The 25,545-nt window shown below is 52.0% G+C and carries 22 protein-coding genes and 1 riboswitch; of the genes, 16 read left to right on the top strand and 6 right to left on the bottom strand.

Going from position 1 to position 25,545, the window contains the following annotated elements; translation table 11 throughout:
- Positions 1-95: 95 nt before the first annotated feature.
- The 5 genes from BLO43_RS07005 to BLO43_RS06985 form a co-directional block, all read right to left on the bottom strand.
- The gene (locus BLO43_RS07005) at positions 96-3,239 is read right to left on the bottom strand and encodes an error-prone DNA polymerase (protein WP_090906454.1); all 3,144 of its coding nucleotides are present in this window, start codon (positions 3,237-3,239) and stop codon (positions 96-98) included.
- Between the two features lie 3 nt (positions 3,240-3,242).
- Complete coding sequence (locus BLO43_RS07000) at positions 3,243-4,745, bottom strand: Y-family DNA polymerase (RefSeq protein WP_090906453.1); 1,503 nt, start codon at positions 4,743-4,745, stop codon at positions 3,243-3,245.
- Between the two features lie 5 nt (positions 4,746-4,750).
- Positions 4,751-5,461, bottom strand: a complete 711-nt coding sequence (gene imuA / locus BLO43_RS06995) for a translesion DNA synthesis-associated protein ImuA (protein ID WP_090906452.1) — start codon at positions 5,459-5,461, stop codon at positions 4,751-4,753.
- 19 nt (positions 5,462-5,480) lie between these two features.
- Positions 5,481-6,104, bottom strand: a complete 624-nt coding sequence (locus BLO43_RS06990) for a LexA family protein (RefSeq protein WP_090906451.1) — start codon at positions 6,102-6,104, stop codon at positions 5,481-5,483.
- Between the two features lie 101 nt (positions 6,105-6,205).
- Entirely contained in the window at positions 6,206-6,928 is a 723-nt protein-coding gene (locus BLO43_RS06985; RefSeq protein WP_090906450.1) for a response regulator, read from the bottom strand.
- A gap of 573 nt (positions 6,929-7,501) precedes the next feature.
- On the opposite strand from BLO43_RS06985, the gene BLO43_RS06980 reads away from it, so the two are divergent.
- From BLO43_RS06980 to BLO43_RS06965, 4 genes are all read left to right on the top strand, one after another.
- Complete coding sequence (locus BLO43_RS06980) at positions 7,502-7,981, top strand: hypothetical protein (protein WP_090906449.1); 480 nt, start codon at positions 7,502-7,504, stop codon at positions 7,979-7,981.
- Positions 7,982-8,248: 267 nt separating this feature from the next.
- Positions 8,249-9,625: a hypothetical protein gene (locus BLO43_RS06975; protein WP_254773371.1), complete on the top strand. Its 1,377-nt coding sequence runs from the start codon at positions 8,249-8,251 to the stop codon at positions 9,623-9,625.
- Positions 9,626-9,756: 131 nt separating this feature from the next.
- Positions 9,757-10,353, top strand: a complete 597-nt coding sequence (locus BLO43_RS06970; RefSeq protein ID WP_090906448.1) for an SCO family protein — start codon at positions 9,757-9,759, stop codon at positions 10,351-10,353.
- Between the two features lie 98 nt (positions 10,354-10,451).
- Positions 10,452-11,036 (top strand): DUF1292 domain-containing protein, encoded by a 585-nt coding sequence (locus BLO43_RS06965; RefSeq protein ID WP_175443883.1) that lies wholly within the window; start codon positions 10,452-10,454, stop codon positions 11,034-11,036.
- Positions 11,037-11,611: 575 nt separating this feature from the next.
- On the opposite strand, the gene BLO43_RS06960 is transcribed toward BLO43_RS06965, so the two are convergent.
- Positions 11,612-12,955, bottom strand: coding sequence for a hypothetical protein (locus BLO43_RS06960; protein WP_254773370.1), 1,344 nt, complete (start codon positions 12,953-12,955; stop codon positions 11,612-11,614).
- Positions 12,956-14,306: 1,351 nt separating this feature from the next.
- Between BLO43_RS06960 and gspG the strand changes: the two genes are divergently transcribed.
- From gspG to epsA, 12 genes are all read left to right on the top strand, one after another.
- Positions 14,307-14,741, top strand: coding sequence for a type II secretion system major pseudopilin GspG (gene gspG, locus BLO43_RS06955; protein WP_090906532.1), 435 nt, complete (start codon positions 14,307-14,309; stop codon positions 14,739-14,741).
- 6 nt (positions 14,742-14,747) lie between these two features.
- Positions 14,748-15,932 carry a type II secretion system F family protein gene (locus BLO43_RS06950; RefSeq protein WP_090906447.1) on the top strand — a complete coding sequence of 395 codons (1,185 nt, stop codon included), beginning with the start codon at positions 14,748-14,750 and terminating at the stop codon, positions 15,930-15,932.
- A 77-nt stretch (positions 15,933-16,009) separates the two neighbouring features.
- Entirely contained in the window at positions 16,010-17,713 is a 1,704-nt protein-coding gene (locus BLO43_RS06945; RefSeq protein ID WP_090906531.1) for a GspE/PulE family protein, read from the top strand.
- Positions 17,694-18,518, top strand: coding sequence for a hypothetical protein (locus BLO43_RS06940; protein ID WP_254773369.1), 825 nt, complete (start codon positions 17,694-17,696; stop codon positions 18,516-18,518). Before BLO43_RS06945 ends, BLO43_RS06940 begins: the two co-directional genes overlap by 20 nt.
- Entirely contained in the window at positions 18,518-19,054 is a 537-nt protein-coding gene (locus tag BLO43_RS06935) for a fimbrial assembly protein (protein ID WP_090906445.1), read from the top strand. The genes BLO43_RS06940 and BLO43_RS06935 overlap by 1 nt, the downstream gene beginning before the upstream one ends.
- Positions 19,036-19,605: a hypothetical protein gene (locus tag BLO43_RS06930; protein WP_090906444.1), complete on the top strand. Its 570-nt coding sequence runs from the start codon at positions 19,036-19,038 to the stop codon at positions 19,603-19,605. Before BLO43_RS06935 ends, BLO43_RS06930 begins: the two co-directional genes overlap by 19 nt.
- On the top strand, positions 19,602-20,117 hold the full coding sequence (locus tag BLO43_RS06925) for a secretion system X translation initiation factor (RefSeq protein ID WP_090906443.1): 516 nt from the start codon (positions 19,602-19,604) through the stop codon (positions 20,115-20,117). Before BLO43_RS06930 ends, BLO43_RS06925 begins: the two co-directional genes overlap by 4 nt.
- An 11-nt stretch (positions 20,118-20,128) precedes the next feature.
- On the top strand, positions 20,129-22,396 hold the full coding sequence (locus BLO43_RS06920; RefSeq protein ID WP_090906442.1) for a secretin N-terminal domain-containing protein: 2,268 nt from the start codon (positions 20,129-20,131) through the stop codon (positions 22,394-22,396).
- 4 nt (positions 22,397-22,400) lie between these two features.
- Complete coding sequence (locus BLO43_RS06915) at positions 22,401-22,901, top strand: type II secretion system protein (RefSeq protein ID WP_090906441.1); 501 nt, start codon at positions 22,401-22,403, stop codon at positions 22,899-22,901.
- A 3-nt stretch (positions 22,902-22,904) separates the two neighbouring features.
- Positions 22,905-23,351 carry a type II secretion system protein gene (locus tag BLO43_RS06910; protein ID WP_368086134.1) on the top strand — a complete coding sequence of 149 codons (447 nt, stop codon included), beginning with the start codon at positions 22,905-22,907 and terminating at the stop codon, positions 23,349-23,351.
- 16 nt (positions 23,352-23,367) lie between these two features.
- The gene (locus tag BLO43_RS06905; RefSeq protein WP_090906440.1) at positions 23,368-24,018 is read left to right on the top strand and encodes a type II secretion system protein; all 651 of its coding nucleotides are present in this window, start codon (positions 23,368-23,370) and stop codon (positions 24,016-24,018) included.
- Positions 24,019-24,415: 397 nt separating this feature from the next.
- Positions 24,416-25,186: an XrtB/PEP-CTERM-associated transcriptional regulator EpsA gene (gene epsA, locus BLO43_RS06895; protein ID WP_302847681.1), complete on the top strand. Its 771-nt coding sequence runs from the start codon at positions 24,416-24,418 to the stop codon at positions 25,184-25,186.
- Between the two features lie 272 nt (positions 25,187-25,458).
- Positions 25,459-25,540: riboswitch (cyclic di-GMP riboswitch) on the top strand.
- Positions 25,541-25,545: the final 5 nt, after the last annotated feature.

Genomic DNA, 25,545 nt, shown 5'->3' with positions numbered 1-25,545 from the left:
ATTTAACGCATCGAGTTATGCGAAGACTGAAATTTTGATCAAACATTAAACAGAAAGGAAAATCCTCTTCATGGAGAAACATATATATCCTTAGCTTAATGAAAATCCCGGCTTTCCGCCCTCAGGTTACCCAGTAAATGACTATGGTCTACCAGCCGCTTGGCGATTAGATGTTTAACTTCACCCTCGCGTTGCCACACCCCATACACCGTCAAAAGCCTTGAGTTCAATAGCTCGCGGCGTTGTTTCAGGACGAGCAGGTTCCACACCACCACATTTATTATCCCGGTCTCATCTTCCAGCGTTACGAATACGACGCCGCTTGCAGTTCCAGGGCGTTGCCGGCATGTCACGATACCGGTCGTCCGCACCAATCGCCCGGTCGGGTAATTATCCAGCTCAATTGCCGAGCGCAAATTCATTCTGGCCAGTTTTGGCCGCAGCAACGCAAGTGGATGCCTGCGCAGGGTGAGTTCCATGCTGGCGTAATCAGAAACAATTTCCTCTCCTTCAGGCGCAGCAGCAATGGTGGGCAGTGTCTCCTTTACCGGAGCATCCCGCATCAGGTCTGATTGTCTGATATGGGAGGCGGCTGCCCATAGGGCTTCGCGCCGGTGGCCTGCCAAGGCGCGTAATGCATCGGCGCTGGCGAGAGCGCGTATTTCAGTAGTATTCAGAGAGGCGCGGTTCGCCAGATCGGCCGTGCTTTCAAAAGAAGCCGTTTCTCTTGTCGCAACGATACGTGTGGCGGCTTTCAAGCCGATTCCTTTCACCCTGTTCAAGCCTAGCTGCACATTGGGTGGGACGGGTCTAGAAGCCTTGGTCATCTGTTCAAGCGTGCAATCCCACTTACTGATTGTCACGTCCACCGGCCTGATTTGAACGCCATGCTGTTGCGCATCCTGGATCAATTGCGAAGCGCCATAAAAACCCATCGGCAAGCTGTTGAGCATCGCACACAGGAATGCGGCGGGCTCGTGGCATTTAAGCCAGGATGATACGTAAACCAGTAGCGCAAAGCTGGCGGCGTGGGATTCCGGAAACCCGTATTCGCCGAAACCCTCGATTTGCCGGAAGATTCGCTCGGCAAATTCATGGTCATAACCCCGGCTGACCATGCCGTTGATTAGCCGTGCATGGAAGGAACCGAGTCCGCCTTTTCTTTTCCAGGCGGCCATGGAGCGGCGCAACTGGTCCGCTTCGCCTGGGCTGAAGCCGGCGGCAAGCATGGCTATTTGCATGACTTGTTCCTGGAAGATGGGGACGCCGAGTGTTCGCTCCAAGGCGGTTTTGATTTCATCGCTTGGATAACTCACGGGCTCCAGTCCTTGGCGGCGGCGCAGATAAGGATGCACCATGCCGCCCTGGATCGGCCCTGGACGGACGATGGCAACTTCTATCACCAGATCGTAAAATTCTCGTGGCCTCAGGCGTGGCAACATCGACATCTGCGCGCGGGATTCGATCTGGAAGACGCCGATGGTGTCGGCTTTGCAGATCATGTCGTAGGTTTTTTTATCCTCTTTCGGGATATCCTGCATCCGGAATGGGCTGCCTCGCCGGGCGGAAACCAGATCAAGCGTGCGGCGAATCGCGGATAACATGCCCAGCGCAAGCACATCGATTTTCATCAGCCCTACCGCTGCAAGGTCGTCCTTGTCCCACTGGATGATACGGCGATCCGGCATGGCGGCGTTTTCGATAGGCACGATGCGGCACAGCTTGTCGCGCGAGATGACGAAACCGCCTACATGCTGGGACAAATGACGTGGAAACCCGTATAGGACTGGAATCAATTGCATCAGCTTCTGGATAACCGGGCTGTCGGGATCGAAGCCATTTTCGGCCAGGCGATTGCGAATGTCCGAGGCTTTATCCCACCAGGCCAAAGAATTGGATAGGCGTTTGATACGTTCGAGATCAAGCCCCAGCGCCTTGCCGATATCCTGGACCGCCGAACGAGTGCGGTAGGTGATGACCGTGGCCGCGATGGCGGCACGATCCCGGCCATATTTCCGGTAGATATACTGGATAACTTCTTCCCGACGGTGGTGTTCGAAATCGACATCGATATCGGGCGGCTCATTGCGTTCCCTGGAGATAAACCGCTCGAACAGCAAATTGCTGCGTTCCGGATCGATCTCGGTAATACCCAGGCAATAGCAGACCGCGGAATTGGCTGCCGAGCCGCGCCCCTGGCAAAGAATGCCCTCCGACCGGGCGAACCTTACGATATCGTACACCGTTAAAAAGTAGGGTTCATACTCAAGCTCGGCGATCAATTGCAACTCCTGCTCGATCTGCTTTTCGACCTTGATCGAAGTACCGTTGGGAAAACGTCTTGCCATGCCCTCCTCGACCATTCGCCGCAGATAATCCGCATACGTTTCATCCGCCCTGGCATCCGTACCTGTTAATTCCTCGGGATACTCATAGCGCAGCTCATCCAGCGAAAAAGTGCAGCGTTTTGCCACTGCGATGGTCTCTTGCAGGAATTCCGGCGGATAGAGCTGATTCAACCGTTCCCTCTTGCGTAAATGCTGTTCAGCATTGGGTTGTAGCGCATAGCCGCATTCGCACAACGGCTTGCCGAGACGGATGGCGGTCATCGTATCTTGCAGGGGCTTGTGGGAAGGGTCATGCATGGTGACATCGCCAGCCGCCACAAGCGGCATTCCCGTAATTTTTGCAGCTTGCCGGACTCTCTCAAACAACAGATTTTCGTCTGCGTGCAGCAATAATTCGACAGCAGTCCAGCAGCGTTCTGGAAATAGCGACAGCATCCAGCGCATGTCATGTATGAGGGATCTGCTCTTCTGAGCCCGGCCAGGGACTAATAAGACCAGGCAATCCTGCAGGAGAGCCAGGTGCGGCGCGTCGTGACAGCTTTCAAGATCCTCGCGGCTTATACGGTAAGTCCCTTTCTCGGCACGTTGCCTTGCCAGTGTTATCAATTCGCACAGGTTGCCGTAGCCATTCCGATTCATCGCGAGGCAGACCAGTCGTAACCCATCTTCCAGGATGAACTGGCTGCCGATCAAAAGATGCAGGCCGGTTTTCTTCGCCTCCGCGTGCGCTCTCACCACGCCGGCCATGGAGCATTCATCCGTTATGGCCAGTGCGCTATAGCTTAGCTCCGCCGCCTGCTCCACCAGCTCTTCCGGAAAGGATGCGCCTTTCAGGAAGCTGAAGCTGGAGCAGCAATGCAGTTCAGCGTAGTCAGGAGCAGAAGGGGCCATGATTTATCCAAAGAGCCCCTGCAAATACCAGCCTTTATTTCTCTCTGCCGGATGTTCGCGGTAAATCCATAACAATTGGCCGAGCGCATTTTCCGCAATAAAATAATCGCGGGTGATCGGCGCATCATCCCACCAGCCTGCTTCGATTCGCTCCGGTCCCGCAATCAATGTCAATGGCGAACCATAGACCGGCTGATCGCGTTGCACCTTCAGTTCCAGTGGGACTTTCATCAGCCATGCCGGACGAGTCAAGGGATACGTCGATGCCGATGGAGTTGCTTTCCGGCATGAAGCGTGACTCTCCTTGCTCATTTCCAAAGGCCGAAACCTTTGGCTGTATTCCGGCCGATGGTCAGAGATAACATTCAAACCGGTAATGGCTTGCGGCCCGAGGCGGGAAGAAACTTTTTCGATAAACCGGTTCAGTGAGGTTGCTTCCGATTGCGAGGTTGGGAACAGCTCCAGATTAGGATTTGTTCCTGCCGTTATCTGATCCGCTATCAGCTCCAATCCGCAAACCGGGGCCACTATTTCCATGCGCTCCAGCCGTTCACGCAACAAGAGCCTCAGGTGTTCCGCGTCGTCGCTTTGTTCGGAAAGTTTTATGTGGAGTGGCGTGGATTTGTGCGGTTGCCGCAGTGAATATTCGTGATGCAAGATGAATGAGAATTCCAGGACTGCGGCATGACGCAAAGACAGCCAGCCGCACATTTGCCCGATCATTCGCTGCATCGGCACCCATATCAACTCGACACTTTCAACCTGTGCCATTAATTCCGTTTTTTGTTGAAAATATTCCGGTACCTCAAGCCACTGCTGCGGATCTGGCGAGTCGCCGCAGGCACGATCCAGTTCTGTCAGCAAATCTGGACCAAACCGGCGTGCCAGGCCGCTGCGAGGCAGTCGCCGTAAATCAGCCAATGTCCTGCAGCCTATGCCGCGAATGACTTCCAGATAAGGCTGAGCCGATTCCAGTAAATAAATGGGCAGGGAATCCAGCAACGATCGGAACCTGGAGCCCGCGCCATTGATGACGGTTTTCAGCGGGGCGGATTGCGCAAGCAGCCATGCCCCCTTGGCAGTGGGGGCAATCCCCACGCAGAGTTGCAAGCCTTGCGCGGCCACTGCCTGGCTGAGCAGCTGGCATAATTTTTTCAAGCCGCCAAATAGCTTCAAGCTTGCGGAAACTTCAGCGATCAGGCCGCTGCCTTGCATGACAATATGGGGCGTGAAACGAAACGCGGCATACGCAGCTTCCCGCAATGCTTTCATTTCTTCATGCGGGTCATGTTCCACCACTACCAGACCGGGAAAAAGAGACAATGCGCTGGCCAGAGGCTGGTGCGCCGCAACTCCCCACCGTTGTGCCGGCTTATTGGCTTGCCGGATGTAAACCTGATTTCCCTTGCGAATCGTTGCCGCCATTGCGGGAATCAATGCCGCAGGAAATCGGCGCTCGATCCAGTCAAGCGATAGTGTCGGGCAATGGAGGGCGATCCACAACATTGCATTCACGCATGAGCTAAGGTTGCTGAGGAAGTCATGAAGCGGGGGAAAGGCCTGGCGGGCAGGGTGATGAAAATGGGCAAGTCAGTCGGGGTACCCCTGCGCTTCAGCAAGCGCACGGAAAGCATATGTTGTCGTACTGAACCGAGCAATATTCTTAGCGAGGCTGCGGAGGGTTCAAATTGTGCGCTCGCCGGCCTGAATAAAAAAACCAGGCTGGCGGCAGTCCGCGCAATAATTTGAAGCCTGCGCGTCATTTGCTGGTTTATGTCGGGCAGCCAGCCGATGACAGCCCCAAAGGCGGCACTTTTGATGCCTTGTTCGAGCACCCATAACCGCTCGGCCGGTCTGTCAACGCTGACCATCACAATGTGCCGGCTATCAATATTCAGATTTTCCCACGCATGCATATAGGGAATATGAGGCGGGCTCACCAATAGAATATGCCTGCCATTCCGGGTGATTTGCTCAAGCGATGGACTCAATAATCTTATTTCTCCCAGCCCTTCCGCTGGTAACAACAATTCCGTCAGACCGTGAAGTGACCATCCTCCCCCCGGCAACGCTTTATCCAGTTCATTGAAGCCACTGGAAATGATCTGATCAGGGGCAGATCCTGATGGGTCGCCCCGCCATATCCGGTCCCGGAATCGGGTTTCGATTTGTAAAAGCGATAGGGGTGCCAAGGGTAAGGATGGAGAAGCAAGCGTTGGCATGGCTAAGGGTGTTCATCAATCAACGATTGGAACCAAGGGGATATCCGGAAGTACGGGCTTTTCGAATGAGGCCCACATACAAGCCATAGATTTCCAGTCCCTGTTCAGGACGGATGGGCGGGTAGTCCTGGGCTCGGTTATGGTTGCGCGCTTCGAGGTAATAACCTCTTTTATCCTTTGCCAGGATTTTGAGCGTGAATTCGTTATCCACGATTGCCAATACCACTTGACCGGATGAAGGTGAATTGCCGCGTTCGATAATCACCATATCGCCCTCGAATATCCCCAGATCAATCATCGAATCGCCTTTGACGGGAAACAGGATGGTCTGGGAAGGTTTCTCGATAAGATAATCGTCGATGCGCAGCAATTCAGGTTGGACGTCGGCGGCCTGTTGAGGCATTCCCGCCCGAACCGCATGTCCGACTGTTCGCTCGAAAAAACGGGGTCCGGGACGTGACCGGCCACCCGGCGCATTCTCAAGAAAGCCTTCTTCCTTCAAACGCCGAACAATCTGATGTGTCCAGGAACGCGCTTTTCCGTTCCAAAGTGCAGACAATGCGGTTATTGAAGGGATAACGCTTTCCCTGGCATAGTAATCCTGTAGTTTGCCAAGATAAGAGGAGATATCGAGCGGTTGCATAATAACCAAGTATAAAGAACGATCATCCTTATTATAGAGAACAATTGTTCTGTATTCAAGCGAACTGAAGAGGAAATGGGGTGCCGCCCGCAATCAGCCAGTTATAAACGGCTTGCGGGAGACTCAGTTCGGGTACCTGTCACACTGAACTGATGATGGTGGAGTTTGGCAAACATGAAAAGATCAAAGCGGTTCGTGATCTCCAGCTTGCTGAAAATGGATGTCAAATGATTCCGCAGGGTTTGTTCGCTAATACCCAGCGTGTGCGCGATTTTCTTGTTCGAGGCGCCCGCCTCATTCGCGAAAGCATTGACGATCACGCGTTCTTTGCGCGTAAGCGCAGTGATTTTTCCCGCAACCGGGTCGACTGGCAGCTTTTGGCCTGTACGTAAAAAGTTGATGAAGACCCGTCCGGTCGTCCTCCGATCGAGCCACAGCTCGCCATCGTGAACCTTCTGAATAGCCTTTAGGATAGTTGGCGTAGGCTCTTCTTTATATACCACGCCTCGGGCGCCATTAAATATAGCCACGTCGATGGTGGTGGGATCGTGAATTTCGGTAAAGACAATGATGTGAAAATTTCCCATCTTCAACAAATCGGGAATAAGGTCCACGCCCCTTTCTCCGCCAAGTTCCAGGTCGAGTAAAACAATATTGGGTTGACTCTCTCTGGCCAGCCGCCTGGCGTCCGTGCCATTGCTCGCCTTGCCGACGGTTTCCATGCGCGGAGACTCGCTGTTTATGAGTTTCTCCAATCCCCATAGAACAATCTGACGGCTGTCGACCAGCAAGACGCGGATGGGTATGTGAGAGAAAGGGTCCATAGCGTTCTACCAATCTTTGAAGTTATTAAGAAGCATAGTATGGTTTTATCGATTATGCACCTTTGTCACCAGCAGGTGGAAATCGTATCAATCTAAGAATTGCTGTTGGCGCGACTTTGCCAAAGATAATTTAATTTGGCGTAATTTAATTGGTTTCATATTGTCGTCATATGATTATGCCATGATTGCTACATGTTTAAATGCTCCGGTCGGTCAAGCGGCCAGAATTTAAACTGAGTTCAATAAAGTCTCAACCACATAAACCTCCATCGGACAGGTTTCTCAAAGAAGACTCAATTGCGCCTAAGTAATCCCTGTTCTGGGTAAGGCGTATCGACGTACTGAAAGCAGTACGAATAAAAAAATCAAAGCAAGAACCGGCAGAGCGAAGTCGAAATTCCTGTCATAACAGAGCGTACAGCCCTATATGCATACGGACTGGCGGTTTCAGGAGTTTTCAACAATAGCTCTGGTAATTTAGCAGCCACATAATATGACAATTAGGTAGTCGTAACCAAGTATTCAAATCGATATTTGGTGTATTCAATTTCTACGTTATATAGAGGAGGTTTCATGAATATTTCATATAGAGCATTTTTAACCGCTGGTACGCTCAGCTTTCTGACTATTACCGCGGCACAGGCAGGATATGAACACGTGAAATTGGAGGAAACACGGAAGATAAAAGGGGACTTGACGTATGGTGGTCAGGAAATAGTCCCGGGTATAAAGGACCATTCAGTCGAAGCCAGGGCGGATTTCTATGCAGGGCTTGAGCACGTGAAATTGGAGGAAACACGGAAGATAAGAGGAGACTTGACATATGGCGGTCAGGCAATAGCCCCGGGTATGAAGGACTATTCAGTCGAAGCCAGGGCGGATTCCTATGCAGGACATGAGCACCTGAAATTGGAGGAAACACGGAAGATAAAAGGAGACTTGACGTATGGTGGCCAGGCAATAGTCCCGAGTGCGAAGGACCATTCCACCGGAGCCAGGGCAGACTCCTATAGTGTCAACATGCGTACGCATACACAAGGGGAAGGGCTTTAATTTCTTGGGTCAGATACCCCACCGCATGCGGTGGGGTAAACCGACTAAGCATTATGAATAATGTCCCACCCCCTGGCGCGGGTTGAAGTGGAGTACCTGTATTGAGCCTGCGATCGATCGTGATACATCAGGTCAATCAAAGGTTGCTTTAAATCAAAAGTAGCATGTTCTTCAATTCGGTTTTCTTAAACGATTGGAATATGGTGATTCCAGTGTATTAAGAATTTTATTACCAATATCGTGCAAGAGGGATTTCTAATGATTTTAATGAAGAGACTATCTCGCCTGGTTCCATTAGCGGCCATATGCGCGCTTACGCTGTCGGCCGGCACTGTCAGTGCAATAGATGAGACTTCGCCGCTGTCAGCTTATCAATATCCTCCGAAGCCACTGCCAATTTGGCAATCTCCAAATGTTTATAACAATTATCTGCAGCCTGTGGCAACCTCCATCGATTATCACACCCGCATGATTTATCTCTTTAACTACGAGAATGACAAGCTAATAATAGTGGATCCGCTTAGTATCCCTGGCTGGCCAGGAGATCTTCCTCTGCAGCATACAGTGATTATGCCGGAAGGGAATAAAATCTTTATAACGTCCGATAATACGCCAGATCATCCTTCCTACATTATCGCCCTGAGTGTTAACAGTATTAATTGGGATGCGGGTTCAGCTTCGCTAACAGTGGACGCATTGTTGCCGGTCGATACCCCAAACACGCCTTCGGAGCTCCCGTTCGTCAAACCGGTTAATGGCGTCCAGGCCATTCCTAACTGGATGATAGGCAGGGGAACCCAGATTCATGGTCCCACGCTATTACCTTATTCGGATTTCCTTTATTTCACGGAGTTTACTTCGGACAGAGTACGTGTGATCAATCACAAGACGAATCAATTCGCAAGTGTAGACCCCATTGTCATACCTGGGTACACGGAACAGACCCATGGCGTGAATTTCAACAGGTCAGGCACCATTGGCCTTGGAACCGGGTATTTCTTTGATAACAGTGTGATTGATGTATACAAATCCAACCGGGAAACCGGTGCACTGGAAGTGGTAGGCCAGATCATGCTGGGTAATGAGAAAAGGCACGCGGCTTTAACCCATTTCGTGTATTGGTTGGATGAGCGATATGCGGTTACCGCCTCAATGCAGTTCGATAAAACCTCACTAACCCCGTCAACCACAGAGAAAATTATCCCACCCAGTGTATGGATACTTGATACTTTGGCAGGATTCGCTAAAAAAATTGCCGACCCTACCATTGATGTCAATGGCGCTGGCGTCCTCCGTTCAGCATCCGATATTGCGGTAGTGAATGGCAAGCTCTATGTTGCGGAAGAAGATACGCTTGACAATACATTTGCGAATGATGGGTTCATTTCGGTTTTCGATTTAACCAATCGCGATAAACCACGATTCATAAAAAGACTCAAACCAGGTTTCGAGCTCCCCAAGGGATATACCGTTGCGCACACGATTAGCCCAACTCCGGATAATCGTTACTTATTGGTGGCAAGCTGGGTTTCCGGGTATGTGATCAAAATTGATACCGCAACGGATACAGTTACCAAGGTATGGGGGCCTAGCGATGGCCTTGTGCAACCGCATGGCATATTTGCGGCAGGGGGTCTTCGTTAATTCTTAATCATCGTTATGCCCGGCCCATCTATTTTTACCTAAGGATTCATCATGCGGGTGAAATCAAAGGTGGGCCGTCTTAAATGTGGCAAACAAGATGATCATCGGGACTGGAAAAAAGGATAAACCGAATGAAACAAAGGGTTTTGCAAAAACCGCGCCTATTAGCCGCTATCATTATATTCCTGCTATTTACTCAAGCCAACGCCAACGCGGCAATTGTCATCCTGCCTCGTCCAGTGGCTCTACAAGTTGAAACGATTTCTTATTTGAGGCAAGCGCATGCGGGCGAAAGTAATCAGTGGCAGCTGGTAGTTTTTGGATTTACACATTGCAAGGATGTTTGCCCCATGTCACTTGCCAATTTATCCATGCTCGTTAAAGCCGCCGCTGCCGAGCAGATCAAACTGGATGGGACATTCGTAACAGTGGATCCGGATAGAGATACGAATGCGATCTTATCCAGCTACACGAAAAGCTTTGGATCAAACATTGCTTATCTACGCTTTGGAGGTGAAGAACTGGAGCGTTTTAAGGCGACTTTTGGTGTGGAAGCCGTTTTCTATACGAAGAATGCCGGCAACAAGCTCAACTATCAAGTTGATCATAGCACCTCGGCATTTTTAATCGACCCCGAAGGAAAAATCAGAGTGATATTCGATGCGTTAAAAGACACAGCCAATATTGCAAAAATATTCCGTGAAAATAAAGAGTTATTCAAGTCATGAATTGGACCCCTGTGCTCCTGTCACTACTCATGATGATCGGTAATCTACCCGTCTCAGCGATGCAAATCGAAGCCGATCCCCGTTCCATCATATCGTCCATGGATAAATCCCTGTCTCCAGAGCTTGATATTTTACGTGTAACAACCGATATTTCCCCAGATAATCATTTGGTATTTCAAGTCAAAACCAGAGGCGAATGGATTGGCGGAGAAGACAACAATTATTTGCTCCTGCAAGTTCTGCACGAAAAAACTCATGTTTTCCTTATTCCGATAAATAAGGAAAATGGAAATAAGCTTTTGATATATGAGGGAGCTTTGCAACCAGAAAACCAGGCATTGTCAAGAATATTCAGTGAACCTGGAGAATATAATTTACGTGCCGGTTTTAATGCCAGGCATATATTTCGGGGAGTGGAATTCACTGTACCTATCGACTGGATTAATTTCGGCGGTGATTTGGGTTTTGATGTTTATACCGTCAAGGCAAGCATACAAGGGAATATTTTAAAAATTAGTGAAGTATATGATCAAGCAAGAAAAGGTCGTGGCGAGGAGAAACGATTCTCCGCTGTCACGCTGCTCAATAAGATTTGTACACCGCGAAGGACTGGGCAACAGCCCAATACCGGTGAGCAAAGTCTCAATCAACCTGTTTCGCAACAGTCTCAGGGTGAAAAATAGCCAATTATGCCGGTGAATCATTCTCAGTTTTGCGCATATGGCTTATGCAGGATGGGTAAAGCGTAACAGAGCCCACCAATCCCAACATTTAACAACGATCAGACTACGATTAAATGATGGGCTGCTGAATCGCAGCTGAATCGGGTGACGATTCGTTGATGATTTTCGGGTTTCGTCATGACCCTGTTTGAACGGAATATCCGAAATAACTTTGACGATTAGTTCAATCTACGCGGAAGCGGCCAGCATTATTCAGCGTATTTCCCAAGTTCAAGCACATTGCTAAAATACCGCGCTTAACCTCGTCGCCCCTTGCCCCAGCAACGATACCAGCAAGTTCGGAAAATCGCCTGTTGAGATCTCCCTAAAATATAACCCTGCCATGTTTCCCAATGATCCTGGCGCACCGTAAATACGGCGGAAGAATCCAGGAAAGAGGAAGGGAAACGGAATCCTCCTGCCATGACTATCCAAATCTGATAGGTCGGGTTAGCGCAGCGTAACCCGACCATAGAATTTAAAGATCGAAAACCCGTTCCCATTTCGCCAACATCTATGTCCAGATTAACCTAGTTTTACATCATCAGCTGGAATGATAATTTGAAAACATCCACTTTGTCGCCGACCACATCTGGCGCGTAGTTCGAGCCTTTGGTGCGAAGGTCGCCATGCTGGTAATACGCCGCAATACGCATATTAAAGTCATCAATGATATAGTTCACACCCGCCTCGATTTCTTCCCGCTTGCTGCTGTGATCAGGCTGAATACTGGTGAATCTTCCATAAGGCTGGAATTGTCCGATCCCTACCGTGACGGGTATCAGATAAAGCCCGGTAACCGTCCATGACTTTCCGTCGAATAAGCAAAAGCAGTCCGGATCGGCAAAGGCCGCAGGGGAATAATTTGCATAAAATTGCTTGTACTCTCCATTGACGGTGAATACGCCCCTATTTTTAGGCAGAGCTTTTTCAAACAGGATATCGCCGACAAGACCAAGGAAATTACTGCGATGTGCGAATGAGCCGGCACCGTCTTTTTGATACGAGGCACCGACCGCAAGCGCGAGAATGTCTCCGGCTTTACCAAAGTAAGTACTGCGGTTGTAATAGCCCGGATTCTTTTCCGGATTCAAAAAATTGTAAGTAAGGCGTCCGGCCAACGCAACGCTATTACCCTGATTGGGTCCCATGTGCATGGGAGTAGATGACTGGAGTCCTCTATATACGCCTCCGGCATAACCCAGCGTACCTTTGATGAAACCTGGCTCAACACTACCCCAGAAAGTGCCACCGTCATCGTGGCCATAGCGGCCCGCACCCCCGCTACCAAATTTAGTGCTGAAATCCTGCGGAAAAAAAGGCGTCTTGAAGGCGTCATGAGTCGCCTGGTGAAAAGGACCGCTTAACTCTCCCCGTTCTGTCGGTATCTGCATGCGTCCGCCCCAAATATTGACATAACGGTTGATCTCGACTTTTCCGATCGCGGCGAGAATATTGTAGGACATCTTGGGATTGTCCCCCGGGCCGGTGTTATTGCAGAAAATACACTCGGTATAGCTTTCGAACTTGATATATTTATGGATCTGCCCGTTGAGAAAGACACGCGCATTGTCGATGCTGAAGTTATCTTGAAAGTTACCGGCATCCTTATTTTCCACCCACACACCCGAACCGCGAAAACCAGCGCCGAGGGTGAACCATTTGGTGTCATCGATAGTCCACCGAGGTCTCATCTCGGGGTGCCCCAGACCGTTCAGGGCAAGCGCCTCGGATGGGAAAGCCACAAAACTCGTCGCTAGCGCCGCTAACATCGCGACTTTAACGTACAGGTAACCGCTCTTTCTGTTTAGATCGAGCTGTATCGCTGGGGGTGATACCCTCATGCCCTCTTCAATTTCTTTCTTCCCATCAATTCTCATGATGATGCACCTCCCAGAGCGTAAATTATTAATTAAATTCGGATGTCATCCCCTTTACGTTGTTATGTAATGAATCTTTTTTTGAAGATTGCTTTGCAGAAGTTTCACACGGCAACATTGCGTAGTGTTTACGAAGACGTTAAGTTTAATTGAAACACCGATGCTGAAAGCCTGCAGCTCGCAGGCTTCTTTATGCATGTAAAATAATAATGACGATCGCTTATATCGTCTATCAAGGTAATTGTTTTTAAAGCCTGGCTAATAATTACGAGGCTGAGGGGCAATTATTGCTATGACCATGTGCTTGCCCTCGTCCGTTACCTGCAGAAACCGATAAGTGCATGATGCACAAATATTAGAAGACCAGCCGGGCCATTGAGAAACGGATTCCGAATTCATTCTGAATAACACTATTCAGGAAGCTGAATTGTCTGATGGAAATGAATCGATACGGATTGTTGAGCTAATCGGCCTTTTTCCTAAATCCGGCAGCTGGATGGGGGTTTATCCAGAATATGAGGGCAAATAGCGCAAAATATTGATACTGATCATTGGCAACCTAGTGAATGAGCGGACAGCTGCCGGATTTAGGTTTGCCCTGCGCAATAACAGATGAGCATCAAATAAAAAAACCCGGCGCAGAATTACTTCTACTGGGCCGGGCTGGCGTGTCCATTTTTCGGATAGACACCCAAGATATCTATCAAGGAGAAGATAGACACCGCAACTATCTCATAACGGTATGTCGAGCTTATGACAGCGGAACGACATGCCGGGTGTTTAGAGAGCATGCGGACTAAAGCAGTCGCATGGTACAAAGATGCAGATGCGGAAAAAATGGATCGACGAATCGCTCTGCGCAATCCTGTCCCGGTGACTCGCCAGGATTGCCGCAATCGCCCAGATACCCACCGTGCCGAAGAAGCACGAACACCCAGCGCCTTTGAAAAGGACAATAACCACCGCTGCATCGGGGTTTCCTTGCCATATTCAATGCCAAGAGATTCCTGATATCTTCTTGATGGCTGTGCCCCCATCCCTTTGAGATGTCGGAAAGAATTTCACAGCATTTTATTATCCTGATAGCGCGCATCATTATGGGAAGGCATATATAATTTGCACAATTTAGCTACGGATCAACCTTGATCCTGCGGCGAATCCATCCAGGAAGCGAAGATCAAGTTTCTGAGAATGTCTTTACGGATCAATTTGTTGAATCGAAAAAGCAATTATCCACCTGATTCAGGTTTAATCACTTCACACGTCTCATCAACTCTGGTAATCATTCTGTCACGTGAGACCCCTACACTCTGTGCCATGCGAGTCTATGAATAGCTCAAGAAATAAAAAAATGAAATATTGGAGTATCCAGCGTCGCACACAAGTAGAAAATGGATTCACGTTGCTTGAGTTGCTGGTCGTCATGGTCATCATTGGACTGCTGGCCGGTTATGTGGCGCCCAAGTATTTTTCCCAGGTGGGCAAGTCCGAAGTCAAAGCGGCTCAGGCACAAATTGATGCCATAGAGAAGGCGCTGGATCAGTATCGCCTGGATATCGGCCGCTACCCCGCCACCGAGCAAGGGTTGGCCGCACTGGTGACACGTCCGGGCAATGAACTGAGGTGGCAGGGGCCTTATCTGAAAAAGGCAGTGCCGCCTGATCCGTGGGGGCGGCCATATATTTATAAAAATCCGGGTGAACGCTCGGAATTCGATTTGTACTCCCAAGGTAAGGATGGCCAGCCTGGCGGGACGGGCGACGCGGCGGATATCACGAACTGGTAGACTGAGATGCGTTACGAAGTGAAAGCTGTGCTTACCGGACAAGGCACGGTATTTCTCGAACTCGATGCGGAGAACGAGGATGACGCTCGTCTCCAGGTAACGTCGCAGGGCGGCATGGTTTTGAACGTACGCCGAAGGTTTGGCGGTTGGATGCCAAAATCCCGTCTGCGTTTTCCGCTGGCGCATTTCAGCCAGGAGTTGTTGTCCCTGCTGGAAGCGGGACTCAGCCTGGTGGAGAGTATCGAGACGCTATTGGATAAAGAGCAGGATACCGCTGTGCGGAAAGTTATCGAGGGTCTGCTGGCGCGACTCTATGAAGGCATCACTTTATCACGCGCATTGGAGCTATATCCCCAAGCGTTTCCTCCCCTGTATGTCGCGACTGCGCGGGCCAGCGAGCGCACCGGCGATCTGCCCGAAGCGCTGACGCGTTTCATCGGCTATCAGACGCAGATGGATCTGGTTCGCAAGAAACTGATCGGTGCCTCCATTTACCCGGTTCTTTTGCTGGTGATCGGACTGCTGGTAGCAATGTTTCTGCTGGTTTTTGTCGTACCGAAGTTCAGCGCCATTTACGAGGACATGGGCTCCGACCTGCCCTGGCTTTCCGTCATGCTGATTGAATGGGGGAATTTGGTGCACGATCAGGGCGAGCTATTGGCAGTTAGCGGAACAGCCGTGCTTGGCGTTGTTATTTACGGTATAACGCGACCGTTGTTCAGAGTGTGGCTGGCCCAGCAATTATGGCGCATTCCCGCCATTGGAGAACGTATGCGGGTTTATCAGCTTGCCCGTTTCTACCGGACGCTGGGCATGTTGTTACGCGGCGGCATTCCGATAACAAAAGCGCTGGAAATGGTCAGCGGCCTGCTGGAGCCGCATTTCCGGCCCAGGGTGAAGGCGGCTGCCGCTCGCATAAGCGAGGGAAAAACAATCTCCAGCGCGATGGAAGCAGAGGGGCTGACCACTGCGGTTGGCGATCGCATGCTGCGGGTCGGAGAAAGAACCGGTCTCATGGGAGAAATGATGGAGCGTATCGGCAACTTTCACGATGAAGAAATTGCACGCTGGGTCGAGTGGATGACGAAGCTGATCGAACCTTTGCTCATGGCAGTGATTGGCGGCGTGATCGGTGGAATTATCATACTCATGTATATGCCGATATTCCAGTTGGCGGGAAGCGTCAATTGAGTCAATTGACTGAAGCCGCCGTACCGTTACCGTTACCGTTGGCTGCAACGCTGCCGGTGGATGTGCTTTCCGAGAATATGGCTGACGCGGCGCGTGATCTCGCGTTCCCCTCGGCTGCAACGCCGCTGGTGGATGCGCATCGGCTTGAGCAGGCGCGCGGGGAGGCTTTGATCCGGGGCGTTTCAGTGATGGCGGTTCTGGAAGAAACCTGCGGTCTTGCGCCCGATCAGCTGATTGCGGAACTCGGCCGTCTATTCCGGATGCCCGTATTAACGATGGAAGGTTTGCGGGCATTTCATCCTGCGTTTGAGACGCTGTCTTTTAATGAGGCGGTTACACGGGAATGCGTATTGCTCCAGCGGGAGAAACAATACGTTCTTGCCGTGGGCAATCCATTCTCGCCTAACCTGAGATCGTGGGCGGAAGACCGGTTTGATGTCGCGGCGGCATGGCATCTGGTGCATCCCGCCGACCTGGCCGCTTTTTTTGCGCTGCAGGAAAAGACAATGCGCGCAATGGATAGTGTACTCCCCGCAACGGAACGCGGGACCACGAAAGCGGGTGAGGAAGATCTTTCGCTCAAGACGATTAATGAAGGCAGCAGCCCAGTGGTGCGGCTGGTACATTCCACGCTATATGACGCCCATAAGTCGCAGGCAAGCGATATTCACCTCGAAATGGTGACAGGCGCATTGTCAATCAAATACCGGATCGATGGTGTGCTGAGCCTGATCGGTGTGGTGCAGGGTCCAGACCTGGCCGAGCAAGTGATTTCCCGGATCAAGGTGATGTCCGATCTGGATATTGCCGAACGCCGCGTACCGCAGGATGGCCGTTTCAAGATCTCGATCCAGGGACGGGAGATCGATTTCCGCGTTTCGATCATGCCGAGTATTTTTGGCGAGGATGCCGTGCTGCGTATTCTCGACCGGCAGGCGCTTGCCGACCATGTCGAGGGACTGACATTGAATCATCTTGGTTTCAATCAGGCCGCCATAGCGAGTTTCCGCCGTCTCAGTTCCGAACCGTATGGCATGTTGCTGGTTACCGGTCCCACCGGCAGCGGCAAGACCACAACGCTGTACGCCGCGATCTCGGAAGTCAATGATGGGCAAGACAAAATTATCACCATAGAGGACCCGATCGAATACCAGCTACCCGGTGTGCTGCAGATACCGGTCAACGAAAAAAAGGGGCTGACTTTTGTACGTGGTTTGCGCTCGATTTTGAGGCACGATCCGGACAAGATCATGGTCGGCGAAATCCGTGACCCCGAAACGGCGCAGATCGCCATACAAGCGGCGTTGACGGGCCATCTTGTATTTACCACGGTGCATGCCAATAACGTGTTCGACGTCATCGGCCGCTTCTCGCATATGGGGGTGGACCCCTATAGTTTTGTCTCAGCCTTGAACGGAATCGCCGCGCAACGGCTGATTCGGCTGCTTTGCTCACATTGCGCGGTAGAAGAACGGCCGGACGAGCAACTGATCACGGAATCCGGCATTACTTCCGAGCAAGCTAGCGAATTCCGGTTCCGCGTTGGCAAAGGTTGCGGCCAGTGCCGGGGGAGCGGTTACCGTGGGCGAAATGCAATCGCGGAAATGCTGGTATTGAACGATGAAATCCGTGAACTCATCATAGCGCGTGAACCCATACGCCGGATAAAAGAGGCGGCGCGGCGTGGCGGTACCCGTTTCCTGCGTGAAGCGGCGCTGGAGATGGTGAAAACCGGGCAAACAAGTCTGCAGGAGGCCAATCGTGTCACCATTGTGGCGTGATCAGATGCGGGTTTTTTTCGCGCCGGGCCGGGTCGAGCTGGTGCGTTCTTACCGCGGAATAAAGCCGGTGCAGGCTGCCAGGCTGGCGGCGGCTTGCGAGCGCGATCCGGATTCGCCTGCCTGGGAGCAACCACTAAGGCAATTGGATCAGATGATCGTGGATGCCGCCGGCGTGGATATGATAATCACGATTTCTAACGACTTTGTGCGATACGCGGTGGTATCACCACAAGCGCAAATCCTGACCCCCGCCGAGTTGTACGCCTACGCGGCTTTTCACATGCGTGAGGTGTACGGAGAGAGAGCGGGGGCATGGACGCTGAGCATGAGTGCCTGGGACCCATGCAACGGGGGCGTCTGCGCTGCGATAGAAAGTATCCTGCTTCAACGATTGAACGAACTCGCAACGCAACACAAAGTCAGGTTAAAAAGTATAGTGCCTTACCTGTCGGGCGCCTTCGATCAATGGTGCAAACGATTCAAGGGGGAACGGATATGGTTTGCCCTCATGGAAACCGGGCGCCTTTGCCTCGTCTCGTTATCGAACGGCGTCTGGCAGGGGATACGCAACCAGCGTATGTTGCATAACGCGGAAGACGAGCTGCTTGCTGCGCTGGATCAGGAAGCAATATTGTTTTCAGCGCGCAAGGAAGCCGTCGAGCAGGTCTATCTATTTGCGCCGGAGCATCCGGAATTGGCATTACCGGGAGATTGCGGCTGGCGGATTATTCCATTGCAGACCGAGAGTATGCTCGCACCGTCGCATTATCCGCTCGCTGTCGCGGCTCCAGACGGGAAAAACTGATGCGTAGCCTCGATCTGAAATTTCCTGACGGCGGACAGGAAGCACGAAGTGCCGGATACATCATGCTGGCGCTGGGTATGCTTGCTTTAGCCGGTGTGCTCTATCAATATCAAGGGGCAACGGACGAAGTGGCCTACTGGGATTTGCGCATCGCCTCAATGGATTCACGGACGGGAAGGAAGACGAAGCCACTGGTTTCTCCAGCACAGGGAGGACGGGAAATAAAGCAGGAAATTAGAAGAGCCAACGCGGTGCTGAGCGAGATCGACTTGCCGTGGGGTGCGCTCTTTGATTCTGTCGAATATGCAACAAGTCCCGAGGTGGCTCTGCTGGCGTTCCAGCCGGATGCCGCCGGCCGAACGATGCGAATGGGAGGTGAGGCAAAGAGTATGGCGGCATTGCTTGATTTCGTCAGCGCCCTGGAGCGCGAACCGGTCCTCAAGGATGCCTATCTGCTTAAGTATGAAGTCAAGCAGGACGATCCGCAGCGGCCGATTATTTTTTCCGTTATGGCATCATGGATCGAAGCGTCCTGACAAATACATTGCTGCGGGTACGCTGGCAAACGGAGCGGCTTGGCAGTGCTGGAAAAATCGGCTTCGGACTGCTGGTTTTTTCGGTTGTGTTTTTCTTTTCGGCGGTGCTGCCGCGCCAGGCCGAGTCAAGCGCACTCATGGAGAAAGCCGAAACGATGCGATTGCATTTTCGGGCGGAACCGGTGCGTGTATCAGGCAGAAAAATGCAAAGCGATCAAGGGCTGGGGGATTTCTATGCTTTTTTCCCGAATATTGATTCATCACCGTTCTGGATCAAGGAACTGGTGCAGGTTGCGGAAGCAGCCAACGTGGAGATCAGCGGTAGCGAGTATCGTATGGTGCGCGACAAGGGATGGAAGCTTGCGCGCTATGAAATGATGCTGCCGGTTCGGGGCGGTTATCCGCAAATGCGCGCTTTTATCGCCGATGCCTTGCGCGTTGTTCCCGCCATCGCGCTCGTGGATATTGTGATCAAACGTGAAGGTGTGGAATCCGATTTGCTCGAAGCGAGTCTCAAGTTTCATCTTTATTTGAACGAAGGCAAGAGATGAAGACAACAGGACGGGGGCGCGTAGTGTGGCTGGGAGGAGCGTTGTTGGCGACACTTCTCGCTACCCAGTGGGTGAGCGGTGGAGATGGAGGCACAGATCCGGTAGCCGCGGTTCCCGAACAAAAGGCGCAAAGGGAGATAACAGGGGAGAGGAAGGAGTTGCACGCCACCGAAGATGACACCGCGCAACTAGAACTTGAGCGGCTGGAACGCAGAAAATTCAGTGCACAGGCGGGCAACCTTTTTAGCCGTCAATCGTGGATACCGCCCCCCCCCACCGCGAAACCCCAGCCGCCCTCCCCGCCGCCCCTTATGTTCAAATATCTCGGCAAAGTGACCGAAGGGGATCAAACACAGGTCTTTCTCGCTTTGGCTGAACGCAACTATGTCGTCAAGGTGGGAGAAAAAATAGATAACCAATATCGGGTGGATGAGGTGACCGATCACGCCATCACCCTGACTTATATACCGCTCAATGCCAAGCAAGTGCTTTCGATAGGCAGTGGAGTATAAAGAAACCCGCGATGAAAACTGGAAGGTATATCTTGATCGTGATGATCTCGGCCATATTTGCCGGATGCGCGACAAATAAGGCTTTTGACGAGGGCAAGCAGCTTATTGCCGAGGGCAAGATGGATACCGGCCTGGCAAGCCTGGAAAAGGCGGCACGCGAAGAACCGGACAATCTGGAGATTCGCGCGGTGCTCGCGCGTCAGCGCGAGGCGGTAGCGGGACGCGTGCTCGTCGAGGCCCAGAATGCCCGATTCTCGGGCGATCTCGATGCCGCGGAGCGGGGATTTCGCCATGTACTTGAGTTGAATCAGCGCAATGAACGTGCGCAGGTGGGTTTGGCGGTTATCGAGATGGACCGCCGTCATATCGAGGCGTTGAAGCAGGCGGAAGCATTGCTTCAGCGCAATGACTATCCCGCTGCGGAAGCCGGGATCCGGTTGGTTCTGCAGGAAAATCCGATGCAAGAGGATGCCCGCCGGCTGATAAGACAGCTTACCGAACTTCAGTTGCGAGACGGGGCGGCCATGGAGCAGCCACCCTTGTTAAAAACAGGTTTCAAGCAACCGATTACCCTCGAGTTTCGCGATACCGGTTTGAAATCGATATTCGAAATTATGGCGCGTACCGCGGGGATCAATTTTGTATTCGACAAAGACGTCAAGCAGGATACCAAAACCACTGTTTTCCTGCGCAATACCCACATTGAAGATGTGTTCAAGCTGCTGCTCATGACAAATCAGCTGACACACAAAGTGCTGAACGAAAATTCGGTATTGATTTATCCCAATACACCCGCCAAACAGAAGGAATACCAGGACCTGGCGGTACGCAGTTTCTATGTTTCGAACGTGGATGTGAAACAGATGGTCGCCATGGTCAAGGGGCTGGTCAAAACCAAGGATATTCACGTGGACGAGGCGCTAAACCTCTTCGTCATGAAAGACACGCCGGACGCGATTCGACTTGTCGAGCGGCTGGTTACACTGAATGATCTGGCCGATCCCGAAGTCATGCTGGAAGTCGAAGTACTGGAAATCGGACGTACTAAACTGCAAACGCTTGGTTTACAGTATCCTAACCAAATCAATGTGAACATGCTCACCGCGGGCGGTGTGGCCGCCGGCATTCCTGCAACCTGGACCATTAATAGCACCGGGATCAACGACCTCGGCTGGAGCGCCAAGGGGTTAACCGCATTTATTGCCAATCCCGCAGTGATCGTCAACCTCAAGCAGCAGGATGGGATCATCAATGTCCTTGCCAATCCGCGCATTCGTGTCAAGAACCGCGAGAAAGCAAAAGTTCTCATTGGCGACAAGGTTCCCGTTGTCACCACGACCGCCACCGCCAATGTCGGCGTGGCCTCATCGGTGAGTTATCTTGACGTGGGGCTCAAGCTCGATGTCGAATCCACAGTTTCGCTTCAGGATGAGGTATCCATGAAGGTCAGTCTTGAAGTCAGCAATATCGTCAAGGAAGTGCCCGTGACCGGGGGTGGGCTCGCCTATCAGGTGGGTACCCGTACCGCGGCAACCACGCTGATGCTGAGGGATGGTGAAACCCAGGTTCTGGCGGGATTGATCAGCGACGATGAGCGCATCACCATCACCAAGGTCCCCGGGTTGGGAGATTTGCCCTGGATTGGTAAATTATTCTCGAGTCAGAGTCTTACACGCAATAAGACCGAGATCGCGCTGCTGATAACGCCACGTATCCTGCGCAATATTTCACGGCGCACAAAAATAGATAGTGAGTTTCATTTTGGCACAGAGAACACCGCGGGAATGCTGCCGGTAAGGATCAGCAAGGTCGCGGCGCGATCGCTGGCGATATCATCCACACCCGCGGGAGGCGTGGCGGCGACTCAGAGGGACATCCCGCGCCCGCTTCTCGATGAATCCCGGCCGGTCCGTGAGGCCGCCGCGGCCGCCCCTCAAGCCCCGGCGGTGCTATCTTTGAACGTGCCGGAACAGGTTGCGCCTGGCAAGGATTTCACCGTTAGCGTGAATCTTGCCGGTGCGGAAAACCTGCCCGCCGCCGACCTTGAACTGGATTACGACGCAGCCCAGCTTGAAGTACTGGATGAGGGAGAAAAATCCGGGGTACGCCAATTGAAACTGGGCAAAGGCGGGGGGATGGCGAGTCTGACGTTCAAGATCATTGCGCAAAAATCGGGCACGGCTCAGGTCAGCGTCAGGAGCGTTACATTTCAGGGAGACAGCGAGGGTGCGCCACCCGAGGTTAAATTACCCCCTGTGGCGAATATCGAGATCCGTTGAGTGCATGGCGAAAATAATTCCGGCCGCAAGCCCAGCGGGAAATGGTGGTTTTTCCCTGGTCGAGTTGACAGTCGTGATGGCCATTATGGCGGTTCTAGTCTCTTCGGCCATGCCGTTGTATGAACTCACCGCGCAGCGCGAAAAAGAAAAAGAATTGCGGGTGGGGCTAAGGCAGATCCGGGAAGCGCTCGATGCCTATAAGCGGGCGGTGAATGACGGGCGTATCGCTAGAAAAGCGGACGAATCGGACTATCCTCGCAAACTGGAAGACCTGGTTGCCGGGGTACCCGATGCCAGGGATCCGGAAAAGCGCAAGATCTATTTTTTGCGGCGATTGCCCCGCGATCCCATGTCCACCGACCCGGCGCTGCCTGATGCCGAAACCTGGGGCAAGCGTTCTTATGAAAGCCCGCCGGATAATCCGCAAGAGGGTAACGATGTTTTTGATGTGTACTCCCGTTCGCAGCAAATTGGCTTGAATGGCATTGCTTACGACAGGTGGTGAGAGATGCGCAACGCTTATTCCGCCTTCATTTTGAGAACCAGGCAAAGTGCCGGAAAAGTCGGCGGGTTTCCGGTAAAAAACTGGAGATATTCCGGTTTTACCCTGATCGAGCTACTGGTCGTAATGGCGATCATTGCCACTTTACTCAGTATTGTGGTGCCCAGGTATTTTAACTCGCTCGACAGATCCAAAGAAGTGGTGCTGCGACAGGATCTCCACGTCATGCGCGATGCGATTGATAAATTTTATAGTGATACCGGAAAATACCCGAGCGAACTGAACGAATTGGTGGAGAAGCGATATTTGCGCGCTATTCCGGTCGACCCGCTGACGGAAAGCGCGGCAACATGGGTTGCCGTGCCTCCCCCCCGTGATGGCGGAGGGGTTTATGACGTGCGTAGCGGTTCACCTGAGCAGGCAAAAGATGGCACACTTTACGAGGCGTGGTAAAAAAGGGATCTGAGGCATGGGTGCGGAAAGAGGATTCACCTATATCTGGATACTCTTCACAGTCGCGCTGGCAGGTATTGTTCTGGCTGCCGCGGGACAACTATGGCAAACCGAAGCGCGACGGGAAAAAGAAGTGGAACTCATGTTCGTGGGAGAACAGTTCAGACAGGCGATCGGATCATACTACGAGAGCTCTCCGGGAATGCCCAAGCGTTTTCCGGATTCGGAGCAGAAATTGCTTTTCGATGATCGTTTCCCGATACCCAAACGGCATTTGCGCAAAATCTATTTCGATCCCATGACGGGCAGAGCAGAGTGGGGATTGATCAGAAAGCCCGGCATCGGAATTGTCGGAGTCCATAGTTTTTCGACCCGTAAACCATTTAAGCGGGCAAATTTTCACGAGCGCTATGCGAAGTTTGCCGACGCAGCGAGTTATCAGGACTGGGCGTTCGTCTACACGCCGGGAGAGGCTGGCAGCACCCCGCAGCAACCGGGATCACAACCCCAATCTCAGTCTCAGTCCAAGTCTCAGCCCGCACCTCAATCGCAACCCAAACCCCCATCCCAGCCGCAATCCCCGGCGCAGCCGGAAGCATCGCCCCCTCCACTCTCACCTGATCCATCGGCCGCGTCAGGTTCAGTCTCCCCGCCGCCAGCCTACTGAACGCATGCCTTAGCTCGTCGCGAAACCACTCCCCCGCGACGGCAACCAGATATCAAGCCGCCGGGAATCGGGCGGTGCGAGGGTCGCAGTGACCGCGTTGCATCCCTATGCGCTGCCCGCATCCCAAAAACCGCACACTCTGCTCATGTCAAACTACCGATTCAGGTTGAACGATCTTTTGACTCCGGATCTGCGCCGCGGCGCCATGAATGCCCGTATGCCGTCTGACATGATCCTTTCTACCTGCATCATATTCACGAATTTGACACACGACCTTAATGATTCTGTCATCCAGAGCGCTGAAAATAGCCGGGCTCCGAAGTTGAGTAAGAATACAACTTTACCGATGTTGTGGCCGGGTATGCGACACAAATAAAATCAAGGCATAAGAGGCATCATGGGGGGAACCATTACTCTCACGGAACGAGAAATGGAATATCTGTTCCGGATCATCGACTCATCAACCTGCATTTTCCGGCGCCATCAATTCTTCCTCTGGTCACAAGGCGAGCTACAAAGCCTTTTGCCGCACGGCATGCTCATATGCGTGTTCGATGAGGGGTCCGGCCAATCGATCAGCATCGAAAAATTCAGCCGTACTGAAATAAGCGAGATTCTGTTTTCCGAGCTTTGCCGGCCGGATGGGGGCATTGTATTCCGTGTCATGTCGGCATGGAGCGCGGGCAAGAACCAGCCATTTCTACTTTGCCCTAATAATCCCAATGGCATTGCCTACAAGCATTTTGTGAATGATCTCAAGCGCGGTAATCTGGAGCGCGTCGCGGCGCACGGAATGTTCGATGCCAATGGCCGGACGAGCAGTCTGTTTGCCTTTACGCAAATTTCCGGTGTGTTAACCGAGCGCCACGCATACTTTCTCGAACTGCTGGCGCCTCATATGCATATGGCACTGGTACGAATGCTATTCCATGAACGGCATCACCAGCCCGGTGCCATAGTGGAAAAAAACAGAAAACTCATCACGGACCGGGAGACGGAAGTTCTGCGCTATGTGCAGATGGGGAAGAGCAATCTTGAAATCGGGAGCTTGCTCAAAATCAGCCCCCTTACCGTTAAAAATCATATTCAAAAAATCCTGCGCAAGTTGAACGTCAACAACCGGGCGCATGCGGTAGCCAAGGCGATGGCGTTGAAGATCACGCTCTAGCCGCTAGCGAGTCGTTGAGACATCCGGACACGAGCGGCTGCGTAGTCCGAACGCCTTATGAAAAATTCATCGACCTATCTATTTAACGTCACATCGGGTCTTTAACCTAAGAGGGCGGCATGAAAAAGGATTGATATGGATCAGGTGTCGTTCCGGTACGGAAAAATGAACAGGAAGGACTACAGAAACTATGGTCGAGCTTCATAAGCGCTTAACCATCACTGCATATAGTGGCAAGGGTCCGGCAGAAAGTGCAAGCACTTCACGCCAGACGGGAACAAAGCCAAACCCGTTGCGAGGCGGGGACGGAAAGCCGCGGGCCTAAGCGTTAGCGGAGGTAGCCGGGTTGCTCCAGGATG

The organism is Nitrosospira sp. Nsp13, from assembly GCF_900101945.1.
In the GTDB taxonomy this organism is placed as follows: domain Bacteria; phylum Pseudomonadota; class Gammaproteobacteria; order Burkholderiales; family Nitrosomonadaceae; genus Nitrosospira; species Nitrosospira multiformis_D.
This window is presented reverse-complemented; position numbering and strand designations above follow the sequence as displayed.

Coding starts and splice junctions, on each gene's coding strand:
- BLO43_RS06965 (WP_175443883.1), top strand. CDS start 10,452: ATGGATAAATCCCTGTCTCCAGAGCTTGATATTTTACGTGTAACAACC.
- BLO43_RS06990 (WP_090906451.1), bottom strand. CDS start 6,104: ATGCAACCGCTCGATATCTCCTCTTATCTTGGCAAACTACAGGATTAC.
- BLO43_RS06970 (WP_090906448.1), top strand. CDS start 9,757: ATGAAACAAAGGGTTTTGCAAAAACCGCGCCTATTAGCCGCTATCATT.
- BLO43_RS06925 (WP_090906443.1), top strand. CDS start 19,602: ATGAAGACAACAGGACGGGGGCGCGTAGTGTGGCTGGGAGGAGCGTTG.
- imuA (WP_090906452.1), bottom strand. CDS start 5,461: ATGCCAACGCTTGCTTCTCCATCCTTACCCTTGGCACCCCTATCGCTT.
- BLO43_RS06985 (WP_090906450.1), bottom strand. CDS start 6,928: ATGGACCCTTTCTCTCACATACCCATCCGCGTCTTGCTGGTCGACAGC.
- BLO43_RS06950 (WP_090906447.1), top strand. CDS start 14,748: ATGCGTTACGAAGTGAAAGCTGTGCTTACCGGACAAGGCACGGTATTT.
- BLO43_RS07000 (WP_090906453.1), bottom strand. CDS start 4,745: ATGTTGTGGATCGCCCTCCATTGCCCGACACTATCGCTTGACTGGATC.
- BLO43_RS06910 (WP_368086134.1), top strand. CDS start 22,905: ATGCGCAACGCTTATTCCGCCTTCATTTTGAGAACCAGGCAAAGTGCC.
- BLO43_RS06920 (WP_090906442.1), top strand. CDS start 20,129: ATGAAAACTGGAAGGTATATCTTGATCGTGATGATCTCGGCCATATTT.
- BLO43_RS06915 (WP_090906441.1), top strand. CDS start 22,401: ATGGCGAAAATAATTCCGGCCGCAAGCCCAGCGGGAAATGGTGGTTTT.
- gspG (WP_090906532.1), top strand. CDS start 14,307: ATGAAATATTGGAGTATCCAGCGTCGCACACAAGTAGAAAATGGATTC.
- BLO43_RS06935 (WP_090906445.1), top strand. CDS start 18,518: ATGCGTAGCCTCGATCTGAAATTTCCTGACGGCGGACAGGAAGCACGA.
- epsA (WP_302847681.1), top strand. CDS start 24,416: ATGGGGGGAACCATTACTCTCACGGAACGAGAAATGGAATATCTGTTC.
- BLO43_RS06905 (WP_090906440.1), top strand. CDS start 23,368: ATGGGTGCGGAAAGAGGATTCACCTATATCTGGATACTCTTCACAGTC.
- BLO43_RS06980 (WP_090906449.1), top strand. CDS start 7,502: ATGAATATTTCATATAGAGCATTTTTAACCGCTGGTACGCTCAGCTTT.
- BLO43_RS07005 (WP_090906454.1), bottom strand. CDS start 3,239: ATGGCCCCTTCTGCTCCTGACTACGCTGAACTGCATTGCTGCTCCAGC.
- BLO43_RS06930 (WP_090906444.1), top strand. CDS start 19,036: ATGGATCGAAGCGTCCTGACAAATACATTGCTGCGGGTACGCTGGCAA.
- BLO43_RS06975 (WP_254773371.1), top strand. CDS start 8,249: ATGAAGAGACTATCTCGCCTGGTTCCATTAGCGGCCATATGCGCGCTT.
- BLO43_RS06945 (WP_090906531.1), top strand. CDS start 16,010: ATGGCTGACGCGGCGCGTGATCTCGCGTTCCCCTCGGCTGCAACGCCG.
- BLO43_RS06960 (WP_254773370.1), bottom strand. CDS start 12,955: ATGAGAATTGATGGGAAGAAAGAAATTGAAGAGGGCATGAGGGTATCA.